Source organism: Microbacterium terricola (assembly GCF_027943945.1).
GTDB lineage: Bacteria > Actinomycetota > Actinomycetes > Actinomycetales > Microbacteriaceae > Microbacterium > Microbacterium terricola.
In genome coordinates this window covers 2,026,257-2,040,950 of record NZ_AP027141.1, presented here as the reverse complement: position 1 = coordinate 2,040,950, position 14,694 = coordinate 2,026,257, and the positions used below count along the sequence as shown (strand labels likewise).

Sequence of the window (14,694 nt, the reverse complement as noted above, 5' to 3'; positions counted from 1 at the left end):
TACCTCCTCACGACGTCACACTACTGACGGGCGACACACAGAGCGGGCAACGCGCAGAGCTCACGGCTCGACGACCACCTTGCCGAGCGCCCGCCCCGCGCCGACATAGGCCAGCGCGGCGGCTGTCTCGCCCAGCGCGAAGCTGCGGTCGATGCGGATGCCGATCTCGCCGGTCACGCATCGGGCAGCGAGCGGCTCGAACGCGGACGGCCCCTGCTGGACGGCGAGGACGCCCATATGCCTGCCGGTCAGGCGTGCGGCAAGCGCGCCGACGGTCAGCAGTCGCAGTAGGGTCCTGACGTTCCCGCCGACCGCCAGGTAGCGCCCACCGGGAGCGAGCGCCCGGCGATAGGCGAAGACCGACCGGTGCGCGACGAGATCCAGGATGAGGTCGTAGTGCCCGGCGCGCGTGAAGTCCTCGGCGCGGTAGTCGATGACGGCGTCGGCTCCGAGCGTGCGCATGAACTCGAGCTTGCCGGCGTTGTCGACGGCCGTGACGTGGGCCCCGGCGGCCTTGGCCACCGGGATCGCGAACGAGCCGGACCCACCGCCGGCGCCGTTGATGAGCACCCGTGCGCCCGGCTCGGCGCGGGCTGTGCCCTGGAGGGCGATCGCCCCCGCCTGCGGGATCGTCGACGCCTGCGCGAAGCTCAGCTCGGGCGGCTTGATCGCGAGCACCGACTCGGGGGCGATCGCGAACTGCGCGAACCCGCCCTTGTGCTGCAGATTGTCGCCGTACACCTCGTCGCCCGGCGCGAAGCGCGTGACTCCGGCTCCCAGCGCGTGGACGACTCCGGCGATGTCCGAGCCGAGCACGTGCCTTCGCGGCCGGCGCAGCCCGCCGAATCGCGCATATGCCGGCGATCCGGTGAGAGCCTCCCAGTCACTCAGATTCAGGGATGTCGCCGCCACCTCGACGAGAACTTCACCTGGTCCGGGCGCGGGCACCGGAAGATCATCGAGCCGGAGCACGTCCGGCCGTCCGTAGCGGTCGTACACGACCGCCCTCATCGTCGGGGCCACGGTGTCAGCGTACGGGTCAGCCGATCGCGACCCGATGGAGACCGGTAGGGCTACTCCTCCGGCGATGCGACCCGCGGGGTCATGAACCACTCCACGAATCGCTGGGCCCGACCGTCCGCGGCGAAATGCACCTCCCACAGGTTCGAGTAGAACTGATGCCCGGGGTAGTCGACGTGGCCCTTGATGATGCCGAGCCGTTCGTTCTCGATGAGCACATCGAGAACGAACTCCGGGTCCGTGGGCTCGTCTTCCTGCCACATCTCGACGATCGCCTCGATGCCGCGGATCGGATCCGCGTCGTCAGGTCGGAACCAGTACTCGGCGTCGTCCGTGAAGATCGCCCTGACGTCGGCGGCGTCCTTCGAGCGCCACGCGCGAATGTAGCCTTCGAGCCATTGAGCGGTCTGCGCCATGCGTCGTGTCTATCGCAGAGGCGCGCGATCGGCCACCACCTCCGCGATCGGGGACGAACGGAGGGTCGGTGGCATGAGGCAGTGTTGACCCATGCCCGCTCCGACCCCCACCCCGACTCAGGCCGCCGCCCTCGACGCCCTCCGCACCCTCGTCGGCCGCGGCGACGCCGAGTTCCACGACGGGCAGTTCGAGGCGATCGAGGCGCTCGTCGACGGCGGCCGCCGCGCGCTCGTCGTGCAGCGCACCGGGTGGGGCAAGTCGGCGGTGTACTTCGTCGCGACGCTGCTGCTGCGCCGGCGCGGCGCCGGGCCTACCGTGCTGGTCTCGCCGCTGCTCGCCCTCATGCGCGACCAGATCGCCGCCGCTCAGCGCGCGGGCGTGCGGGCGGTCGCGATCAACTCCACGAACGCGCACGAGTGGAGCGACGTGCTCGCCCAGCTCGACCGCGACGAGGTCGACGTGCTGCTGCTGTCGCCCGAGCGGCTCAACAACCCGTCGTTCCGCGATCAGCAGCTGCCGCAGCTCGTGCCGCGCATCGGCCTGCTCGTCGTCGACGAGGCGCACTGCATCAGCGACTGGGGCCACGACTTCCGCCCCGACTACCGCCGGCTCCGCGATCTCATCGCACGCATCCCCGCCGGCGTCCCCGTCCTCGCAACCACCGCGACCGCCAACAGTCGCGTCGTGGCGGACGTCGCCGAGCAGCTCGGCGCGCTCGACCAGACCACCGAACAGCCCGAGGTCCTCGTCATCCGCGGGCCGCTTGCGCGCACCTCACTGCGCCTCGGCGTGCTGCGGCTGCCCGACGCGCCCAGCCGGCTCGCCTGGCTCCTCAGCCACCTCGACGACCTGCCCGGCTCGGGCATCATCTACACGCTCACCGTCGGGGCTGCGAACGACACCGCCCGGCTGCTGCGCGACCGCGGCTACGACGTGCGCGCGTACACCGGTCAGACCGACCCGGACGAGCGCGAGGAGTCCGAGACGCTCCTGAAGGACAACCGCGTCAAGGCGCTCGTCGCGACCAGCGCCCTCGGCATGGGGTTCGACAAGCCCGACCTCGGCTTCGTCGTGCACCTCGGCGCGCCGTCGTCGCCGGTGTCGTACTACCAGCAGGTCGGCCGCGCCGGGCGGGCCACCGCATCCGCCGACGTCCTTCTGCTGCCCGGCGTCGAAGACCGCGAGATCTGGCACTACTTCGCCACCGCGTCGATGCCCGACCGGAAGCGCGCTGAGCGCGTGCTGTCCGCCCTGTCGTCGTCGCCGATGTCGACGCCGGCGCTCGAGGCCATCGTCGACATCCGCCGCACTCCGCTCGAGCTGCTGCTGAAGGTGCTCGACGTCGACGGCGCGGTCGCCCGCGTGCAGGGCGGCTGGATCGCGACCGGCCAGCCGTGGACGTACGACGAGGAGCGCTACGGCCGCATCGCGGCGGAGCGCATCGCCGAGCAAGAACACATGATCGACTACGAGCAGACCCGCGCGTGCCGCATGGAGTTCCTGCAGCGCTCACTCGACGACGACACCGCCACGCCGTGCGGGCGCTGCGACAACTGCGCGGGCGCCTGGTTCCCGGCCACGATCGGAAAGGACGCGACGGATGCTGCATCCGCCGCCCTCGACCGCGTCGGCGTTCCGATCGAACCACGCAGGCAGTGGCCGACGGGCGCCGATCGGCTCGGGGTGCCGGCGAAGGGCCGCATCCCCGCCGACGAGCAGGCCGAGGAGGGCAGGGCGCTCGCCCGGCTCACCGACCTCGGCTGGGGCGGGACGCTGCGCGAGATGTTCGCGGCGGGTGCCGCCGACGGCCCGGTGCCGCCGAATGTGCTCGCCGCCTGCGTGCGGGTGCTGGCCGACTGGGGCTGGGCCGAGCGCCCGGTCGCGGTGGTCGCGATGCCGTCGCGGTCGAAGCCACAGCTCGTCGGCTCGCTGGCGCGGGGCATCGCCGAGATCGGGCGGATGCCGCTGCTCGGCGCCCTCGACACAGTCGACGGCGGACCGACCGGGGGACCGGGTGGCAACACCGCCTTCCGGCTCGCCGGGGTGTGGGAGCGGTTCAGCGCCTCCGGGCTCGAGGTTCCGGCCGGACCCCTGCTGCTCGTCGACGACCTCGTCGACAGTCGGTGGACGCTGACCGTCGCCGCCCGCGAGCTGCGGCGGGCCGGGGCGACCGGGGTGCTGCCGTTCGCGCTCGCGCTGCGCGGGTAACACCAGCCCGCGGTCGGGCCCGGCCGGGCGCAAGACCCACATCTGACGGCGGTCGACTGCGCTGGCGGCCGCCGTCAGAATTCTTCAGAGGTCGAAGTCGTCCCACTGCGAACGCACGGGCGTCGCCTCGGCGGCCGGCCATGCCGGACCCTGCCGGCGCAGCCGGTCTGCCTCCTTCGTGAGGTATTCGACGAGCGTGTGGTCGACGATCTCGTCGAAGTTGCCGGACACCCGGGTCGCCATCAGCTGGCTCGACGGCCCCACCAGCACCTCGGCGCGCGAGACGGTCCCGTCATCCTGCAGGGTCGGGATCTCGACCGTCGCCGCAGACCCGGTCTCGGCCAGCGCCTGCGCGTAATCGAGCAGGGCGTGGGCGATATCGCTTCCGGTGAGGAAGGACTCTGCGGTGTACGTGATCCTGTCCATCTCCTGACCATCGCCCCGATCGGCGGCGAGGGCCGTGGGGCTACCGCTCTCCTCGCGGCTGTGATAGCGCGCGGGGGCGACAGCATCCCGCCCGCTAAGTCAGGAGGTCTTCGGCAGGCTCGATGCGCTCGTTCGTGACGACGAGTCCGTTGTTGGTGTTGGCCGCCATGGCGAGCGACTCGGCCCACTCGCGGTTGATCGCGGGCGGGCGGGTGCCGTCGAACTGGAGGCGGATCGCCACGCCGTTGTCGATCCAGATCGCGTGGCGGCCGCTGCCGTTGTCGACCCCGGTCGTCCACGAGATGAAGAAGCCCTCGTTGCGGCGCAGCTTCAGGCTGATGATGATCTGGAGGTGCGCGAGCAGACGATCGTCGAGCGCGAAGTGCGATCCGTCGTAGAAGAGCGTGCCCATGACTGTGACCTCCCCCGCCCGCACCGATCGGTGCCTTCGGGCGAACCTAACATCCCGCTGTCGGTACGGCCACCGGCGGTCGGGTTCACGCCGATGGCCGTCCGGGTCAGCTCAAGCGTCCGAACGTCGCGTCGATGTCAGCCATCTCCATCGCCGCCGTCGCCGCGATCAGCGCCTGCAGCTCCTTGTCGGCGCCGGGGGAGAACTCCTCCCGGCGCTCCGGTGAGATCGTCATGGGCGCGCCCGCGGGGGCCTGCTCACTGGCATCCAGGGTGGTCCCGTCGCCGGAGGGCGACGCTCCCTGGAAGATCTTCCCCGCCTCCGACTGCGCCGTGAGGTCGAACGAGTACTGCTTGCTCTGCAGGCCCAGGTCGATGAGCGCCTTGACCTCCGGGAACCGCTCGGCGTTCGTCTTCGGGATCGGCAGCGTCGTCCGCCACTCCACGCCGAGGGTCTCCAGCGCCCTCGCATACGCGTTCTCGTGCGCCTGGTCGCGCACGATCAGGTACGAGATGGTGCTGCGGGCCATCTTGTTGTCGGTCATCTCGTACAGCCGGCACTTCTGCAGGCGCCCCGTGGACTCGAGCATCAGGTTGTAGAGCAGATCGAGCACGAGGTTGCCCGAGTTGTAGACGTAGCTGCCGCTCCACGGGTTGCCGACCGCATCCACCGGGAGGGCGCCTTGCGCGCCGACCAGGTAGTGGTGGATGTTGCCGGTGTCGAGCGCGATGTTCAGCGGCACCGCGCCGGCGGCCCCCGGCTTGTCGACCGGATCGGACTTCTTGCCCTGGTACTGCGGCGATCCGTCCAGCAGGCGCGAGATCGTCGTGCCGATCAGCTCGACGTGGCTGATCTCCTCGGTGCCGATGCCCTGGATGAGGTCTTTGTACGGCTTGACGTCAGGTCCGCGGAAGTTGATGCTCTGGAAGAGGTACTGCATCATCGTGCGCATCTCGCCGAACTGCCCGCCGAGGCCTTCCTGCAGGGCGTTCGCGGCGGCCGGATCCGGCTCGTCCTCCGCGATCTCGTTGATGAACTCCTGGACGTGGAAATACATGTCGTGCCTCCGTGATCTCGCGCGAGCCGGCGTCAGTGCTCGGCGACGTGCTCGCGCGCCTGCTGTGCCTGGTCCTTGACGGTGCCGGCAGCATCCGTCGTCTCGGACGTGACGGTGTCGACGGCCTCCGCCGCGCGGTCCTTCACCGCGGTCGCCGCCTGCTGCGCGGGCTCCTTGAGACCGCTCGCGACGTCCTTGGCGACGCTCGTCGCCTCGTCCACGAGCGGCTGGGCCTTGTCCTTGACGGTCTCGGCCAGCTCCTTCTCCTTGCGGGAGGCCGGGATCAGGGCCGCGGCGAGCAGACCGACGCCGAAGGCGACGAGTCCGACGGCCAGGGGAGCGCCCTGGGCCTTGTCCTTCGCCTGGTGCGCGAGGTCCTTCGCGCCGTCAGCGAGGTCGGATGCCGACGACGACGCGTCGTCCGCGGCGCCCATCACGCGCTCGCGGACGGAGCCGAACGCGCCCCGCACCTTGTCGACCTGGCGGTCGACGATCTTCGACGGGGTGACCTTGTCGGCGAGTGCGTCGACGTTCTGGCCCAGGTCTTCGCGGGTCCGCTCGATGTCGGCACGGATCGCGTCGGGTGAATCGGTCATCGGTTCTCCTCATTTCTCTTGAATGTCGGGGGGATCTCCTGCAGGGTCTCCACCGTCTGGGGAGCGCCCTTCACTTCCTTCAGCTGACCGCGGCCCATGACGAACAGGATCGCGGCGATCACGGCCCACAGGACCGCGACGATGACGCCCGCCCAGCCGCCGCCGATCCAGACCGCCAGAGCGGCCCAGAAGGCGATCGACAGGAACAGAACGGTCATGGATGCTGCGTACCCGGCGCCGCCGAGCATGCCCGCGCCCTTGGCCGACGTCGTGGCCGACTCCTTGAGCTCGGCCTTGGCGAGCGCGAGCTCCTGGCGCATGAGGGTGGAGAGGTCGCTCGTCACCTCACCGAGCAGCTCGCCGAGCGACGCGGTCGCCGCGCGCTGCTCAGAGGGTGTCGGATCGCTCATGCGAACGCTCCCCGGCGGTCGTGTCGAACCGGGCAGCGGACTCGGCGTAGAGCGGCGAGTCGTAGGCCGGTGCGGTGTCGGGCACCGGCGGAGCGTCGGCGGGAACGGATGTTGCGGGTGCCGGTGTGCCGGCGTCGGCCTCGTCCTTCGCGTTGGCCGCGAGGGCGCGGGTCAGGCGACCGGCCACCAGACCTGCGAGCAGCGCCGCACCGATGAACAGAACCGGACGTGACCGTGCGAACGCCTTGACGTCGCTCAGCACGCCGGCGGGGTCGCGGCTGTCGAGCCAGGATGCGGCGCCGGAGGCGCGGTCGGACACCCGCTGCACGAGGTCGGCGGCGAGACCGGAGCCGTCCGAGTTGCGTGCCATCGACCCGAGCTCGTCGCCCAGGGCACCGAGGCCCGCGGCGAGGCGCGCCTGCTGCGTCGCGGCCTGATCGGTCAGGTCGCTGCGCGTCTGATGGTAGAGGTCGATCGCCTGCGCTTTGGTCTCCCGGGCGACCGAGACCGCTTCGTCCTTCGCCGTGCCGGCGACGTCCTTCGCCGCGTCCTTCGCGGTGTCCTTCAGCTCGCCGGCCTCGTCCTTGACGGTGTCGACCGTGCTCGGCGTCCCGGTGGACGCGTCGTCGGACGCCGTGCTGGGCTGGGTGCCGTTGGGCTGGGTGCCGTTGGGCTGGGTGCCGTAGGGCTGTGTGCCGTAGGGCTGGGTGCCGCCCACGGCGCTGTTGCCATCTGACATGGTGTCTCCTTCTCGCTGGACCGTTCCGTGTTCGGAAGCGGGCGTGACAGGTCTCCGTCGGTTCCGGCTGGCCTGAGGGTTTGTGGGGGCGTGCGGGGCTATCGGTCGAGCCCGACGCGGTCGACCCTGCGGTGGAAGCGCATGCCGGCGAGGCCGCCGAGGAGCGCGCCGACGAGGGCGACGACCGCAGCGCCCACGGCCGGGAGGATCGCGGCGAGGGTCGCGGACTCCGCCGAGACCGGGATCTTCGGGAGCCCGCCGAGGGTCGAGAACATGTCGGTCTGGGTGCCGGCGATCGCGGCGACGATGGCCACGACCACGGCGATGACCACGGCCCACAGCCACACGGCGAGACCCTGCTTGAGTCCGTCGAACCGCGCCATCCGCCCGGCGACGTACCCGCCGGCGTAGTACGAGAGCAGGAGCACGACGCCCAGGACGATCGCGCCCCAGATGCCGGTCGCGCCGGATGCTGTCGCATCCTCCGCGGCCCGCTCCGGGCTGGCGCCGGTGTTCAGGCCGACGACGGCGCCGATCGCCGTCGCGAGGGCGGTGAGCAGCACGGCAGCGCCGGTGGCGGTCAGCCAGCCGAAGAAGGCGGAGCCGAACTTGAAGCCGCCGAAGCGGCTCTTCTCCTGAGCGAGGACGGCTTCGTGCGCGGCGCGACCCGACTCGGCGTTCGCCTGCTCGGCGGGGACGTAGGTCGGGGCATCGGCCGGGCGGCGAGCGCTGGTCGGTGCGGTGGTCGCGGGCTCGGCCACTCGGCCGTTGTGCTCGTTGGAGGTCATAGTGCCGAAGGCTAAGTCGGCGCGCCACGAACTCCCGGCGGGGTTGTCATCGCGGTCGGGTGCGCGTATTGTCCCGACGCCCTGGATACTCGGCCGGTCGCGGCATGCGGTCGCGGGTCGATGGCCCGGCGGTGAGGCTCAGTCGAGGGGCGGTCGCCGCAGACGCTTCACGTCGGTCCGACGCTTCTTCTCGTCGAGGCGCCGTTCCTTGGCTCCGCGGGACGGCTTCGTCGGCCGGCGCTGCGGTGCAGGTGGCCGCAGGGCGTCCGCGATCAGGGCGACCAGCCGCTCCCGCGCCGCATCCCGGTTGCGCAGCTGCGAGCGGTACTCGGAGGCGGCGATCGTCAGGACGCCGTCGACGAGGCGGCCGCCCAGGCGCTCGAGGACCCGCTCGCGCTGAAGCTCCGACAGCGCCGCGGAGCCCGCGGCATCCCATACGAGCTCGGCGCGGGAATCCGCGGTGTTCACGCCCTGCCCACCCGGCCCGGATGACCGCGAGAACCGCCACGACAGCTCCGACTCGGGGATCGTGACTCCCGAGGTGACCCGGAGACCGGGGCGATGAGCGGCGGGCATGGTTCCATCATCCCCTCCGGCTTGGGGTCGATCGCGGCGCCGGTGGTGTCGGCGGGTCGGATCCCCTAGATTGCTCGGCATGACGGGGGCGGCGCCGAGCGGCATCGAGGGTGCGCGGCTGCGCCGGGTCCCGCTGATCGCCGACACCTGGCCGATCACGATCGGTGACCTGGTCGAACTGGCTGCGGGTCAGGTCGCGGAGCCGACCGACCGCCTCGAGACGCTCTACGCCCGCCGGTACGACCAGCTGATCGTCCGCGCTCGGGCCGTCGCCGGCTTCGGCGCAGGCCTGCTCACCGCCCTGCTCGTCGCGGTGATCGTGCCCGCGGCGGACGACCTCATCGATCTGCTGCTCGTGATCCCCGCGCTCATCGTGTCGGCGCTCGTCGTCGGCGTCGGAGTGCTGCTGCATGTCGCCGCCGCGCGGGTGCAGCGCGAGTACATCGTCGCCCACGCGATCCTCGGCGACCTCCTCGCCATCGGCCCGCTGCCACGGGGGAGTGCGTCACCATGAACGTCGCCGTCACGGTGGTGCTGCTGGTCGGCGTGGTCGCGCTGGCGGGGATCGGCGCAGCATCCGCCGTCCAGCGACGCCGCGAGCGCCCCGTCGGTCGGCATGCCGCCAAGGGGGTCGAGTCGCTGCTCGCGCGATCGGGTCGGGAGCAGGTCGCCGAGGCGCTGGGCGACCTCGCGGCGGTGCCGATCTCGGTGATCGTGGCGGATCCGGTGCTGGAGGCGCGGCTGCGCACCGCGCTCGCCGCTGCGAGACCCGACGAGGACGACGGGCTCATCAGCCAGCCGGGCCCGGGGGAGCGGTACGCCGGGTCGGTGTTCAGCGTGCTGGTCTCCGACCTCGGTGACCTCGACGAGCGGCTCGCGCGGGTGCTCGGCGAGACCTTCGACCCGCACGCCACGGACTGGCCCCGCCTCGACGGGCGGGTGCGGCGGGCGGTCGAGCAGAACCTCATCTCGCACGATGCTGCGGACAAGGTCATCGACGCGGTCGGGCTGCGGCGGCATCTCGAGGAGCACGGCACGGCCACGACGCGGCGCGTGCTCGACGCGATCACGGGCGTGCGGTCGACGTGGAAGTCGCTCGGCCGTTTCGCGGCCGCGCATGAGGGCGAAGCGGATGCGTCGCCCGAGCGTGATGAGACGCCGGCCGAGAAGGCGGGCGTCGACGAGACGGAACGGACGGTCGAATCACCCGAGGTCGCCGAGGGCGACGAGCCGCGGACCGACGGGGACAGCCCGCGCGGCTAGTCCTCTGGCGCCGGCTCCGGCCCTGGGTTGTGCATGAACTCGATGCGGATGCCGTTGGCGTCCTCCAGGAACGCGGCGTAGTAGCGGTCGTTGAAGCGCGGGTACAGCTTCGGCGCGCGTACGACCGACCAGCCGGCATCCACAGCGATCTCGTGCAGGCGGTCGACCTCGGCGCGCGAGTCGACCGCGAAGGCGAGGTGCTGCCATCCGACCCGGCCGTGCCGGTGCGGACCGGTGCCGGGTTGGCTGGCCGGCAGGAGGATGAACTCGGTCTCGCCCTCGGTGTGCCACGAGACCCCGTTGTCCGCGTCGTAGCGCGTGAAGCCCAGGGCGGTCATCACCGGATCGAACTGCGCGATCGCGGTCGGGAGGTCGTCGACGGAGACGCCGAGATGGTCGAAGACAGGCATGTGCCTCAGGTGAGCCGCTCGAAGACCAGAGTCGCCTGGATGCGGTCGCCGCCGCCGAATCCGCCGGTCCCCGACGAGGCCGTGGTGATCGTGTGCAGGCGGTAGCCGAGCGCGGCCTGCGCGTTGATCGCCTTCTCCAGCTCGGTGAGATTGCCTGATCCGCTGCCGAAGAACTTCTCCTTCAGCACGACCTGGAGCACGACGTAGCTCATGCCCGCCGGCGCGGGCCGTGGCTGGGCGCCGGCCACAGCATCCGCTTGGGCTCGGGCGATCACTCCGTCGAGACCGGGAGCTTTCGGTGCGGGCGGCTGCACGGTGTCGGTCCACGCCTGGCCGTCCCACCACCTCGTGGTTCCCGTGCCGTCGTCGTACCAGCCGGCTTGTGCGTCGGTCATGGGGCATCCTCTCCGTCGGGGATCGCTGGTGTCAGCGGTCTGCAGCATCCACAGCGTATTGGGCCATCCGCCCCGCGGTCTCGAACCCGCCCCGCCGGGTCGAGCACAACAGCGGGAGATCCGGGGTGACACGCCGCCCGGGTGGCCGGCCGACCGGCGTGTCGCCGGAAATCTCCCGCGGTTGTGCACGGCGACGAGACCGCCGGCGACGCGCGGCGCGGGCGCGCATCGGCCCCGGGCGCGCCGGCGGTCGCTAGCATTCGATCGTGACGCGGGACACATCGGATGTCGGAGCCGTCGTCGACGTCCGGTCGCTGACCGCCGCCGACGCGCAGGGCCTCGACGCGGCGCTGCCCGATCGCGACTGGGCGGTCCTCCCGGCGGGGTTCCGTCGGGTCGCGTTCACCGTCCCGAGCGGGGAGCTCGCCGGGTTCGAGATCGGCCCGATCGACGGGTGCCCCGTCGTACTCGTGCCGGGCGTCACCGGGTCGAAGGAGGACTTCGTGCTGATGGCGCCGCTGCTGGCCGCAGCGGGGTTCCGGGTCATCAGCTTCGACCTCGCCGGGCAGTACGAATCAGCCGCCGCCGGCCCCGAGCGGCTCTCGCCGCCGCGCCCGCACTACGACCACCCGCTCTTCGAAGACGACCTGGTCGCGGTGCTCGAGACCCTGCCGGAGCCCGCGCATCTGCTCGGGTACTCGTTCGCGGGGACGGTCGCGCAGCTCGTCGCGGTGCACCGGCGCGACCTCGTCGCCTCACTGAGCCTGCTGGGCTGCCCGCCGATCTCGGGTCAGGCGTTCCGCGACGTGAAGGTGCTCGGGCCGATGTCGCGGTGGACGCCGCCGTCCGCGGGTGCGGCACTGATGATCTGGGGCGTGCGCAACAACCTGAACCGGGTGAAGCCGGGACGCGTGGCGTTCGCGCGGGCGCGGTTCTCCCTGACCCGGCGCGACAGTGTGCGCGACGTCATCGGGCTGATGCGCGCGACGCCCGACCTCGACGCGCCGCTGCGGCGCACCGGCATCCCGATCTTCGTCGCCGCCGGGCACCACGATCTCTGGCCCGGCGCGGCGCATCGCGCGTTCGCCGAGCGGCTGGGCGCGCGCCTCGCGCTGTACACGACCGGCCACAGCCCGTGCGAGACGACTCCGCACGAGCTCAGCCGCGATCTCGTGGCGCTCTACGACGAGGTGGACACGTCCGGCTCGAGTTGAGGACCACGGGCGGCGCGCCGCCACGCGCTGCGCCGCGAGATCAGCGACTCCTCGCGGGCGTTGAGCGCGAGCGTGCTCAGCCCGACCCGCACCCTGCGGCCGAAGCCGGCGAAGGTCGCGAACGGGCGGGCGGACACGCCGACGACGAGGTCCATGTCGAAGCGGATGTTCGTGCCCGGCTCGAGGTTCATGCAGATGTCGAAGTCGTCGTGCACGTCGGCCATCGTGCGGTGCACCCTGGTCCGGACGTCGCGCCAGGTGTCGGCGCGGAGCGCGAGGTTCGAGCCGTACAGGACGGGATGGCCCATGATGCCGCCGACCACGACCCGGTACGCCCCGATGTAGAGGTGCTCCGCCACCCAGTGCGTGAGCGGGCTCCCGCCGTAGAAGGCGCCGGGGCCACTCAGGGCGTCAAGACCGCGGTCGTCCTCGAAGGCGGCGACCACGCGCGCGGCCCAGTCCGGCGGCGGCACGGAGTCGGCGTCGAGCCGGGCCAGCAGGTCGCCCCGAGCGGCATCGAACCCCGCGGCGGTGGCGGGCAGGACGCCCCGGATGCTCTCGGTGACGACCCGCGCCCCGGCGGCGCGGGCGACGGCCGCGGTCGCATCGGTGCTGCCGTTGTCGACCACGACGATCTCGTCGACGGCACGCGTCTGCACCGCCAGAGCGTCCAGGCAGCTGCGGAGCATGGCGGCGTCGTTGTACGAGGGGATCACTACAGACAGGGCGGGCATCGCGAGGCTCAGCCTAGGGGTCTCGGGGCGTCCCGTGGGTCACATCCGCGGCAGCGAGCCGTCGCGTGTTCGTCGCGAGCACAACAGCGAGAGATCCTGCCCGACACGCCGGGTGACAGCATCCGTCCCCGGCGTGTCGCGGACGACGCCCCGCAGTTGTGCACGAGCCCGGACGGCTCACCCGTCCTCACCGGGCAGATGCGCCGGACCGATCACCACCCGGCGGCGATCGCGCACCCACACCACGCCACCCTCCCGGTGCTCGGCGCGCGTCGCGAACCGGTAGCGGTACGAGACGGCGCGCACCCACCGTGGGCGCTCGCCGTCGAACGGGTCGTGGCGCAGCAGTCGCAGCGTGGCCGGATCGGCCCGCAGCAGCTGCGCCAGGAACGGCGTGAACCACTCCTCGAGCGGTGTGCCGAGGGGCAGGAACCACATCAGCCAGTCCAGCCGCAGGTGGTACGGCGCGAACTGGCGCGGGATGCGGGTGAGGTCGCCCGGCTTTCCCTTGAATCCGTACTCGTGCCAGGTCGCCGCATCCGGGTCGGGATCGCGCGTCGCCTCCACGACGATCTCGATCCGCTCCTTCGTCACCGTGCCGAACGCGCCGTAGGCGTTGGCGAGCTGCCACCGGTTGAAGCTCGCGTTCATCAGCTGGCGCCGCGCGAACAGGTTGCGCAGCGCGGGCCAGCTCAGCACGACGTACAGCAGCGCGACCGCCGCCGTGACGATCAGCCAGGGCAGCGGCATCCCGTCGATCATCCAGGGCGGATCGGATGCCGGTGCCGCGGCATCTGCGCCGATGCCCGGCACGCCGATGGTCGCGAACGCGAGCACGATGGTCGCCCAATTGAGCCACGCGAAGTTGCCGGTGAGCACGAGCCAGGTCTGCGTGGCGATCACGATCGCGGCGGCGACCGCGCCGATGAGGGCGGGCACGGGCCCGGGCACCCAGAGCCCGAGGATCGGGAAAAACAGGAAGAACGGCACGACGAGCTGCGCGAAATGGTTGCCGAGCACCTCGAGCTCGTGGAACCCGCGCGGCAGCAGGTGCGCCTGGCGGCTGAGCGGGCCCGGCATCGGCTGCGTCTCGTGGTGGTACGTGAGCGCGGACAGGTCGCGCCATTCCCGGCCGCCGCGGATCTTGATCATCCCGGCGCCGAACTCGAGCCGAAACAGCAGCCACCAGAACAGGACGATCACGACCGTCGGGGGCGGCTGGTCGTCCGAGCCGAGGAACGCCGCCAGGAAGCCGGCCTCCAGCAGCAGCATCTCCCACCCGAACCCGTAGAACGTCTGCCCGATGCTGACGATCGACATGTAGCCGAGCCAGAGCAGCAGGAAGCCGGCCATCGGCACCCATGGCCAGGACAGCTGCGGCAGCCCGGCGACGAGCGTCGCGGACAGGGCGATGCCGAGCCAGCACAGGACGACCAGCATCCGGTCGGAATAGCGGACCCAGCGGAACAGGGTCGGGCGCAGCAGACGGCCGCGTGCGGGGGAGGAGGCGGCCCAGGCGAGGAGGTCCGGCGCGGGCATGAGGCCGCGCTCGCCGAGGAGCGGGCGGAACTGGTTCAGGCTCGAGACGAAGGCGACCAGGTAGAGCGCCGCGATGCCCCGCTGCAGCACCTGCCGCGCGAACTCGAAGTCGACCGCCGCGAATCCGTCCATGTCATGTCCACCGGGCGCTCATTCTCCCGCGCGCAGCGGACACGGGGAAGGTGGTCGGGATCGAGATCCCGACCACCTTCCGGCCGAATCAGCGGAACGCGTCCTTGACGTCCTCAGCCGCGTTCTTGACGTCAGCCTTGGCTTGGTCCACATGTCCCTCGGTCTCGAGCTTCTTGTCACCGGTTGCCTTGCCGGCGGCTTCCTTGCTCTTGCCCTTGAGGTCCTCTGCGGCGTTTTCGATCTTGTCGTCCAAGCCCATCGGTCGCCCCCTTTCTGTCGGTGGTGCCCGCGGGGTCCCGCGGTCACTGAGCCCATCCGACAGCGAATCGGCTCGCGCGGGGCAGGGGCTTGACTCGGA

Annotated in this window: 19 protein-coding genes; 4 read left to right on the top strand and 15 right to left on the bottom strand. The window is 71.4% G+C overall.

Annotated features, from left to right (window positions below):
- Positions 1-60: 60 nt before the first annotated feature.
- Together Microterr_RS09625 and Microterr_RS09620 are read right to left on the bottom strand one after the other, a co-directional pair.
- Positions 61-1,023: an NAD(P)-dependent alcohol dehydrogenase gene (locus tag Microterr_RS09625; RefSeq protein WP_263798167.1), complete on the bottom strand. Its 963-nt coding sequence runs from the start codon at positions 1,021-1,023 to the stop codon at positions 61-63.
- 50 nt (positions 1,024-1,073) lie between these two features.
- Entirely contained in the window at positions 1,074-1,436 is a 363-nt protein-coding gene (locus tag Microterr_RS09620; RefSeq protein WP_263798168.1) for a nuclear transport factor 2 family protein, read from the bottom strand.
- 91 nt (positions 1,437-1,527) lie between these two features.
- Between Microterr_RS09620 and Microterr_RS09615 the strand changes: the two genes are divergently transcribed.
- Positions 1,528-3,645, top strand: a complete 2,118-nt coding sequence (locus tag Microterr_RS09615) for a RecQ family ATP-dependent DNA helicase (protein WP_263798169.1) — start codon at positions 1,528-1,530, stop codon at positions 3,643-3,645.
- A gap of 84 nt (positions 3,646-3,729) precedes the next feature.
- Here Microterr_RS09615 and Microterr_RS09610 read toward each other — a convergent pair whose 3' ends face one another.
- The 8 genes from Microterr_RS09610 to arfB all read right to left on the bottom strand — a co-directional run bounded on the left by Microterr_RS09610 (position 3,730) and on the right by arfB (position 8,649).
- The gene (locus Microterr_RS09610) at positions 3,730-4,071 is read right to left on the bottom strand and encodes a hypothetical protein (RefSeq protein ID WP_263798170.1); all 342 of its coding nucleotides are present in this window, start codon (positions 4,069-4,071) and stop codon (positions 3,730-3,732) included.
- A 94-nt stretch (positions 4,072-4,165) separates the two neighbouring features.
- A complete protein-coding gene (locus Microterr_RS09605; RefSeq protein WP_263798171.1) occupies positions 4,166-4,483 on the bottom strand; it encodes a DUF7882 family protein in 318 nt (105 codons plus the stop codon).
- 106 nt (positions 4,484-4,589) lie between these two features.
- Positions 4,590-5,540, bottom strand: a complete 951-nt coding sequence (locus Microterr_RS09600) for a manganese catalase family protein (RefSeq protein ID WP_263798172.1) — start codon at positions 5,538-5,540, stop codon at positions 4,590-4,592.
- A gap of 32 nt (positions 5,541-5,572) precedes the next feature.
- Positions 5,573-6,136, bottom strand: a complete 564-nt coding sequence (locus Microterr_RS09595) for a DUF3618 domain-containing protein (RefSeq protein WP_263798173.1) — start codon at positions 6,134-6,136, stop codon at positions 5,573-5,575.
- Entirely contained in the window at positions 6,133-6,546 is a 414-nt protein-coding gene (locus Microterr_RS09590) for a phage holin family protein (RefSeq protein WP_263798174.1), read from the bottom strand. The genes Microterr_RS09595 and Microterr_RS09590 overlap by 4 nt, the downstream gene beginning before the upstream one ends.
- Positions 6,524-7,285 (bottom strand): hypothetical protein, encoded by a 762-nt coding sequence (locus Microterr_RS09585; protein ID WP_263798175.1) that lies wholly within the window; start codon positions 7,283-7,285, stop codon positions 6,524-6,526. The genes Microterr_RS09590 and Microterr_RS09585 overlap by 23 nt, the downstream gene beginning before the upstream one ends.
- Before the next feature lie 98 nt (positions 7,286-7,383).
- On the bottom strand, positions 7,384-8,073 hold the full coding sequence (locus tag Microterr_RS09580; protein WP_263798176.1) for a hypothetical protein: 690 nt from the start codon (positions 8,071-8,073) through the stop codon (positions 7,384-7,386).
- Between the two features lie 138 nt (positions 8,074-8,211).
- Positions 8,212-8,649 carry an alternative ribosome rescue aminoacyl-tRNA hydrolase ArfB gene (gene arfB, locus Microterr_RS09575; RefSeq protein ID WP_263798177.1) on the bottom strand — a complete coding sequence of 146 codons (438 nt, stop codon included), beginning with the start codon at positions 8,647-8,649 and terminating at the stop codon, positions 8,212-8,214.
- Between the two features lie 79 nt (positions 8,650-8,728).
- Here arfB and Microterr_RS09570 point away from each other — a divergent pair, with 79 nt between their 5' ends.
- Both Microterr_RS09570 and Microterr_RS09565 read left to right on the top strand, forming a co-directional pair.
- On the top strand, positions 8,729-9,163 hold the full coding sequence (locus Microterr_RS09570) for a hypothetical protein (protein ID WP_263798178.1): 435 nt from the start codon (positions 8,729-8,731) through the stop codon (positions 9,161-9,163).
- Entirely contained in the window at positions 9,160-9,912 is a 753-nt protein-coding gene (locus Microterr_RS09565) for a hypothetical protein (protein ID WP_263798179.1), read from the top strand. The genes Microterr_RS09570 and Microterr_RS09565 overlap by 4 nt, the downstream gene beginning before the upstream one ends.
- On the opposite strand, the gene Microterr_RS09560 is transcribed toward Microterr_RS09565, so the two are convergent.
- On the bottom strand, positions 9,909-10,322 hold the full coding sequence (locus Microterr_RS09560) for a VOC family protein (protein ID WP_263798180.1): 414 nt from the start codon (positions 10,320-10,322) through the stop codon (positions 9,909-9,911). The genes Microterr_RS09565 and Microterr_RS09560 overlap by 4 nt on opposite strands.
- A gap of 5 nt (positions 10,323-10,327) precedes the next feature.
- Entirely contained in the window at positions 10,328-10,717 is a 390-nt protein-coding gene (locus tag Microterr_RS09555; protein ID WP_263798181.1) for a DUF2510 domain-containing protein, read from the bottom strand.
- 266 nt (positions 10,718-10,983) lie between these two features.
- Between Microterr_RS09555 and Microterr_RS09550 the strand changes: the two genes are divergently transcribed.
- A complete protein-coding gene (locus Microterr_RS09550; RefSeq protein ID WP_263798182.1) occupies positions 10,984-11,931 on the top strand; it encodes an alpha/beta fold hydrolase in 948 nt (315 codons plus the stop codon).
- Here Microterr_RS09550 and Microterr_RS09545 read toward each other — a convergent pair.
- From Microterr_RS09545 to Microterr_RS09535, 3 genes are all read right to left on the bottom strand, one after another.
- A complete protein-coding gene (locus Microterr_RS09545) occupies positions 11,898-12,665 on the bottom strand; it encodes a glycosyltransferase family 2 protein (protein ID WP_263798183.1) in 768 nt (255 codons plus the stop codon). The two genes, Microterr_RS09550 and Microterr_RS09545, sit on opposite strands and share 34 nt — an antisense overlap.
- 177 nt (positions 12,666-12,842) lie before the next feature.
- Positions 12,843-14,336, bottom strand: a complete 1,494-nt coding sequence (locus Microterr_RS09540; RefSeq protein ID WP_263798184.1) for a lipase maturation factor family protein — start codon at positions 14,334-14,336, stop codon at positions 12,843-12,845.
- 88 nt (positions 14,337-14,424) lie between these two features.
- Positions 14,425-14,595 (bottom strand): CsbD family protein, encoded by a 171-nt coding sequence (locus Microterr_RS09535; protein WP_263798185.1) that lies wholly within the window; start codon positions 14,593-14,595, stop codon positions 14,425-14,427.
- Positions 14,596-14,694 lie beyond the last annotated feature (99 nt).

Bases quoted from the DNA above. Each gene is read 5' to 3' on its own strand.
- Microterr_RS09620 (WP_263798168.1), bottom strand. From the start codon at position 1,436: ATGGCGCAGACCGCTCAATGGCTCGAAGGCTACATTCGCGCGTGGCGC.
- Microterr_RS09615 (WP_263798169.1), top strand. From the start codon at position 1,528: ATGCCCGCTCCGACCCCCACCCCGACTCAGGCCGCCGCCCTCGACGCC.
- Microterr_RS09610 (WP_263798170.1), bottom strand. From the start codon at position 4,071: ATGGACAGGATCACGTACACCGCAGAGTCCTTCCTCACCGGAAGCGAT.
- Microterr_RS09605 (WP_263798171.1), bottom strand. From the start codon at position 4,483: ATGGGCACGCTCTTCTACGACGGATCGCACTTCGCGCTCGACGATCGT.
- Microterr_RS09600 (WP_263798172.1), bottom strand. From the start codon at position 5,540: ATGTATTTCCACGTCCAGGAGTTCATCAACGAGATCGCGGAGGACGAG.
- Microterr_RS09595 (WP_263798173.1), bottom strand. From the start codon at position 6,136: ATGACCGATTCACCCGACGCGATCCGTGCCGACATCGAGCGGACCCGC.
- Microterr_RS09590 (WP_263798174.1), bottom strand. From the start codon at position 6,546: ATGAGCGATCCGACACCCTCTGAGCAGCGCGCGGCGACCGCGTCGCTC.
- Microterr_RS09585 (WP_263798175.1), bottom strand. From the start codon at position 7,285: ATGTCAGATGGCAACAGCGCCGTGGGCGGCACCCAGCCCTACGGCACA.
- Microterr_RS09580 (WP_263798176.1), bottom strand. From the start codon at position 8,073: ATGACCTCCAACGAGCACAACGGCCGAGTGGCCGAGCCCGCGACCACC.
- arfB (WP_263798177.1), bottom strand. From the start codon at position 8,649: ATGCCCGCCGCTCATCGCCCCGGTCTCCGGGTCACCTCGGGAGTCACG.
- Microterr_RS09570 (WP_263798178.1), top strand. From the start codon at position 8,729: ATGACGGGGGCGGCGCCGAGCGGCATCGAGGGTGCGCGGCTGCGCCGG.
- Microterr_RS09565 (WP_263798179.1), top strand. From the start codon at position 9,160: ATGAACGTCGCCGTCACGGTGGTGCTGCTGGTCGGCGTGGTCGCGCTG.
- Microterr_RS09560 (WP_263798180.1), bottom strand. From the start codon at position 10,322: ATGCCTGTCTTCGACCATCTCGGCGTCTCCGTCGACGACCTCCCGACC.
- Microterr_RS09555 (WP_263798181.1), bottom strand. From the start codon at position 10,717: ATGACCGACGCACAAGCCGGCTGGTACGACGACGGCACGGGAACCACG.
- Microterr_RS09545 (WP_263798183.1), bottom strand. From the start codon at position 12,665: ATGCCCGCCCTGTCTGTAGTGATCCCCTCGTACAACGACGCCGCCATG.
- Microterr_RS09540 (WP_263798184.1), bottom strand. From the start codon at position 14,336: ATGGACGGATTCGCGGCGGTCGACTTCGAGTTCGCGCGGCAGGTGCTG.
- Microterr_RS09535 (WP_263798185.1), bottom strand. From the start codon at position 14,595: ATGGGCTTGGACGACAAGATCGAAAACGCCGCAGAGGACCTCAAGGGC.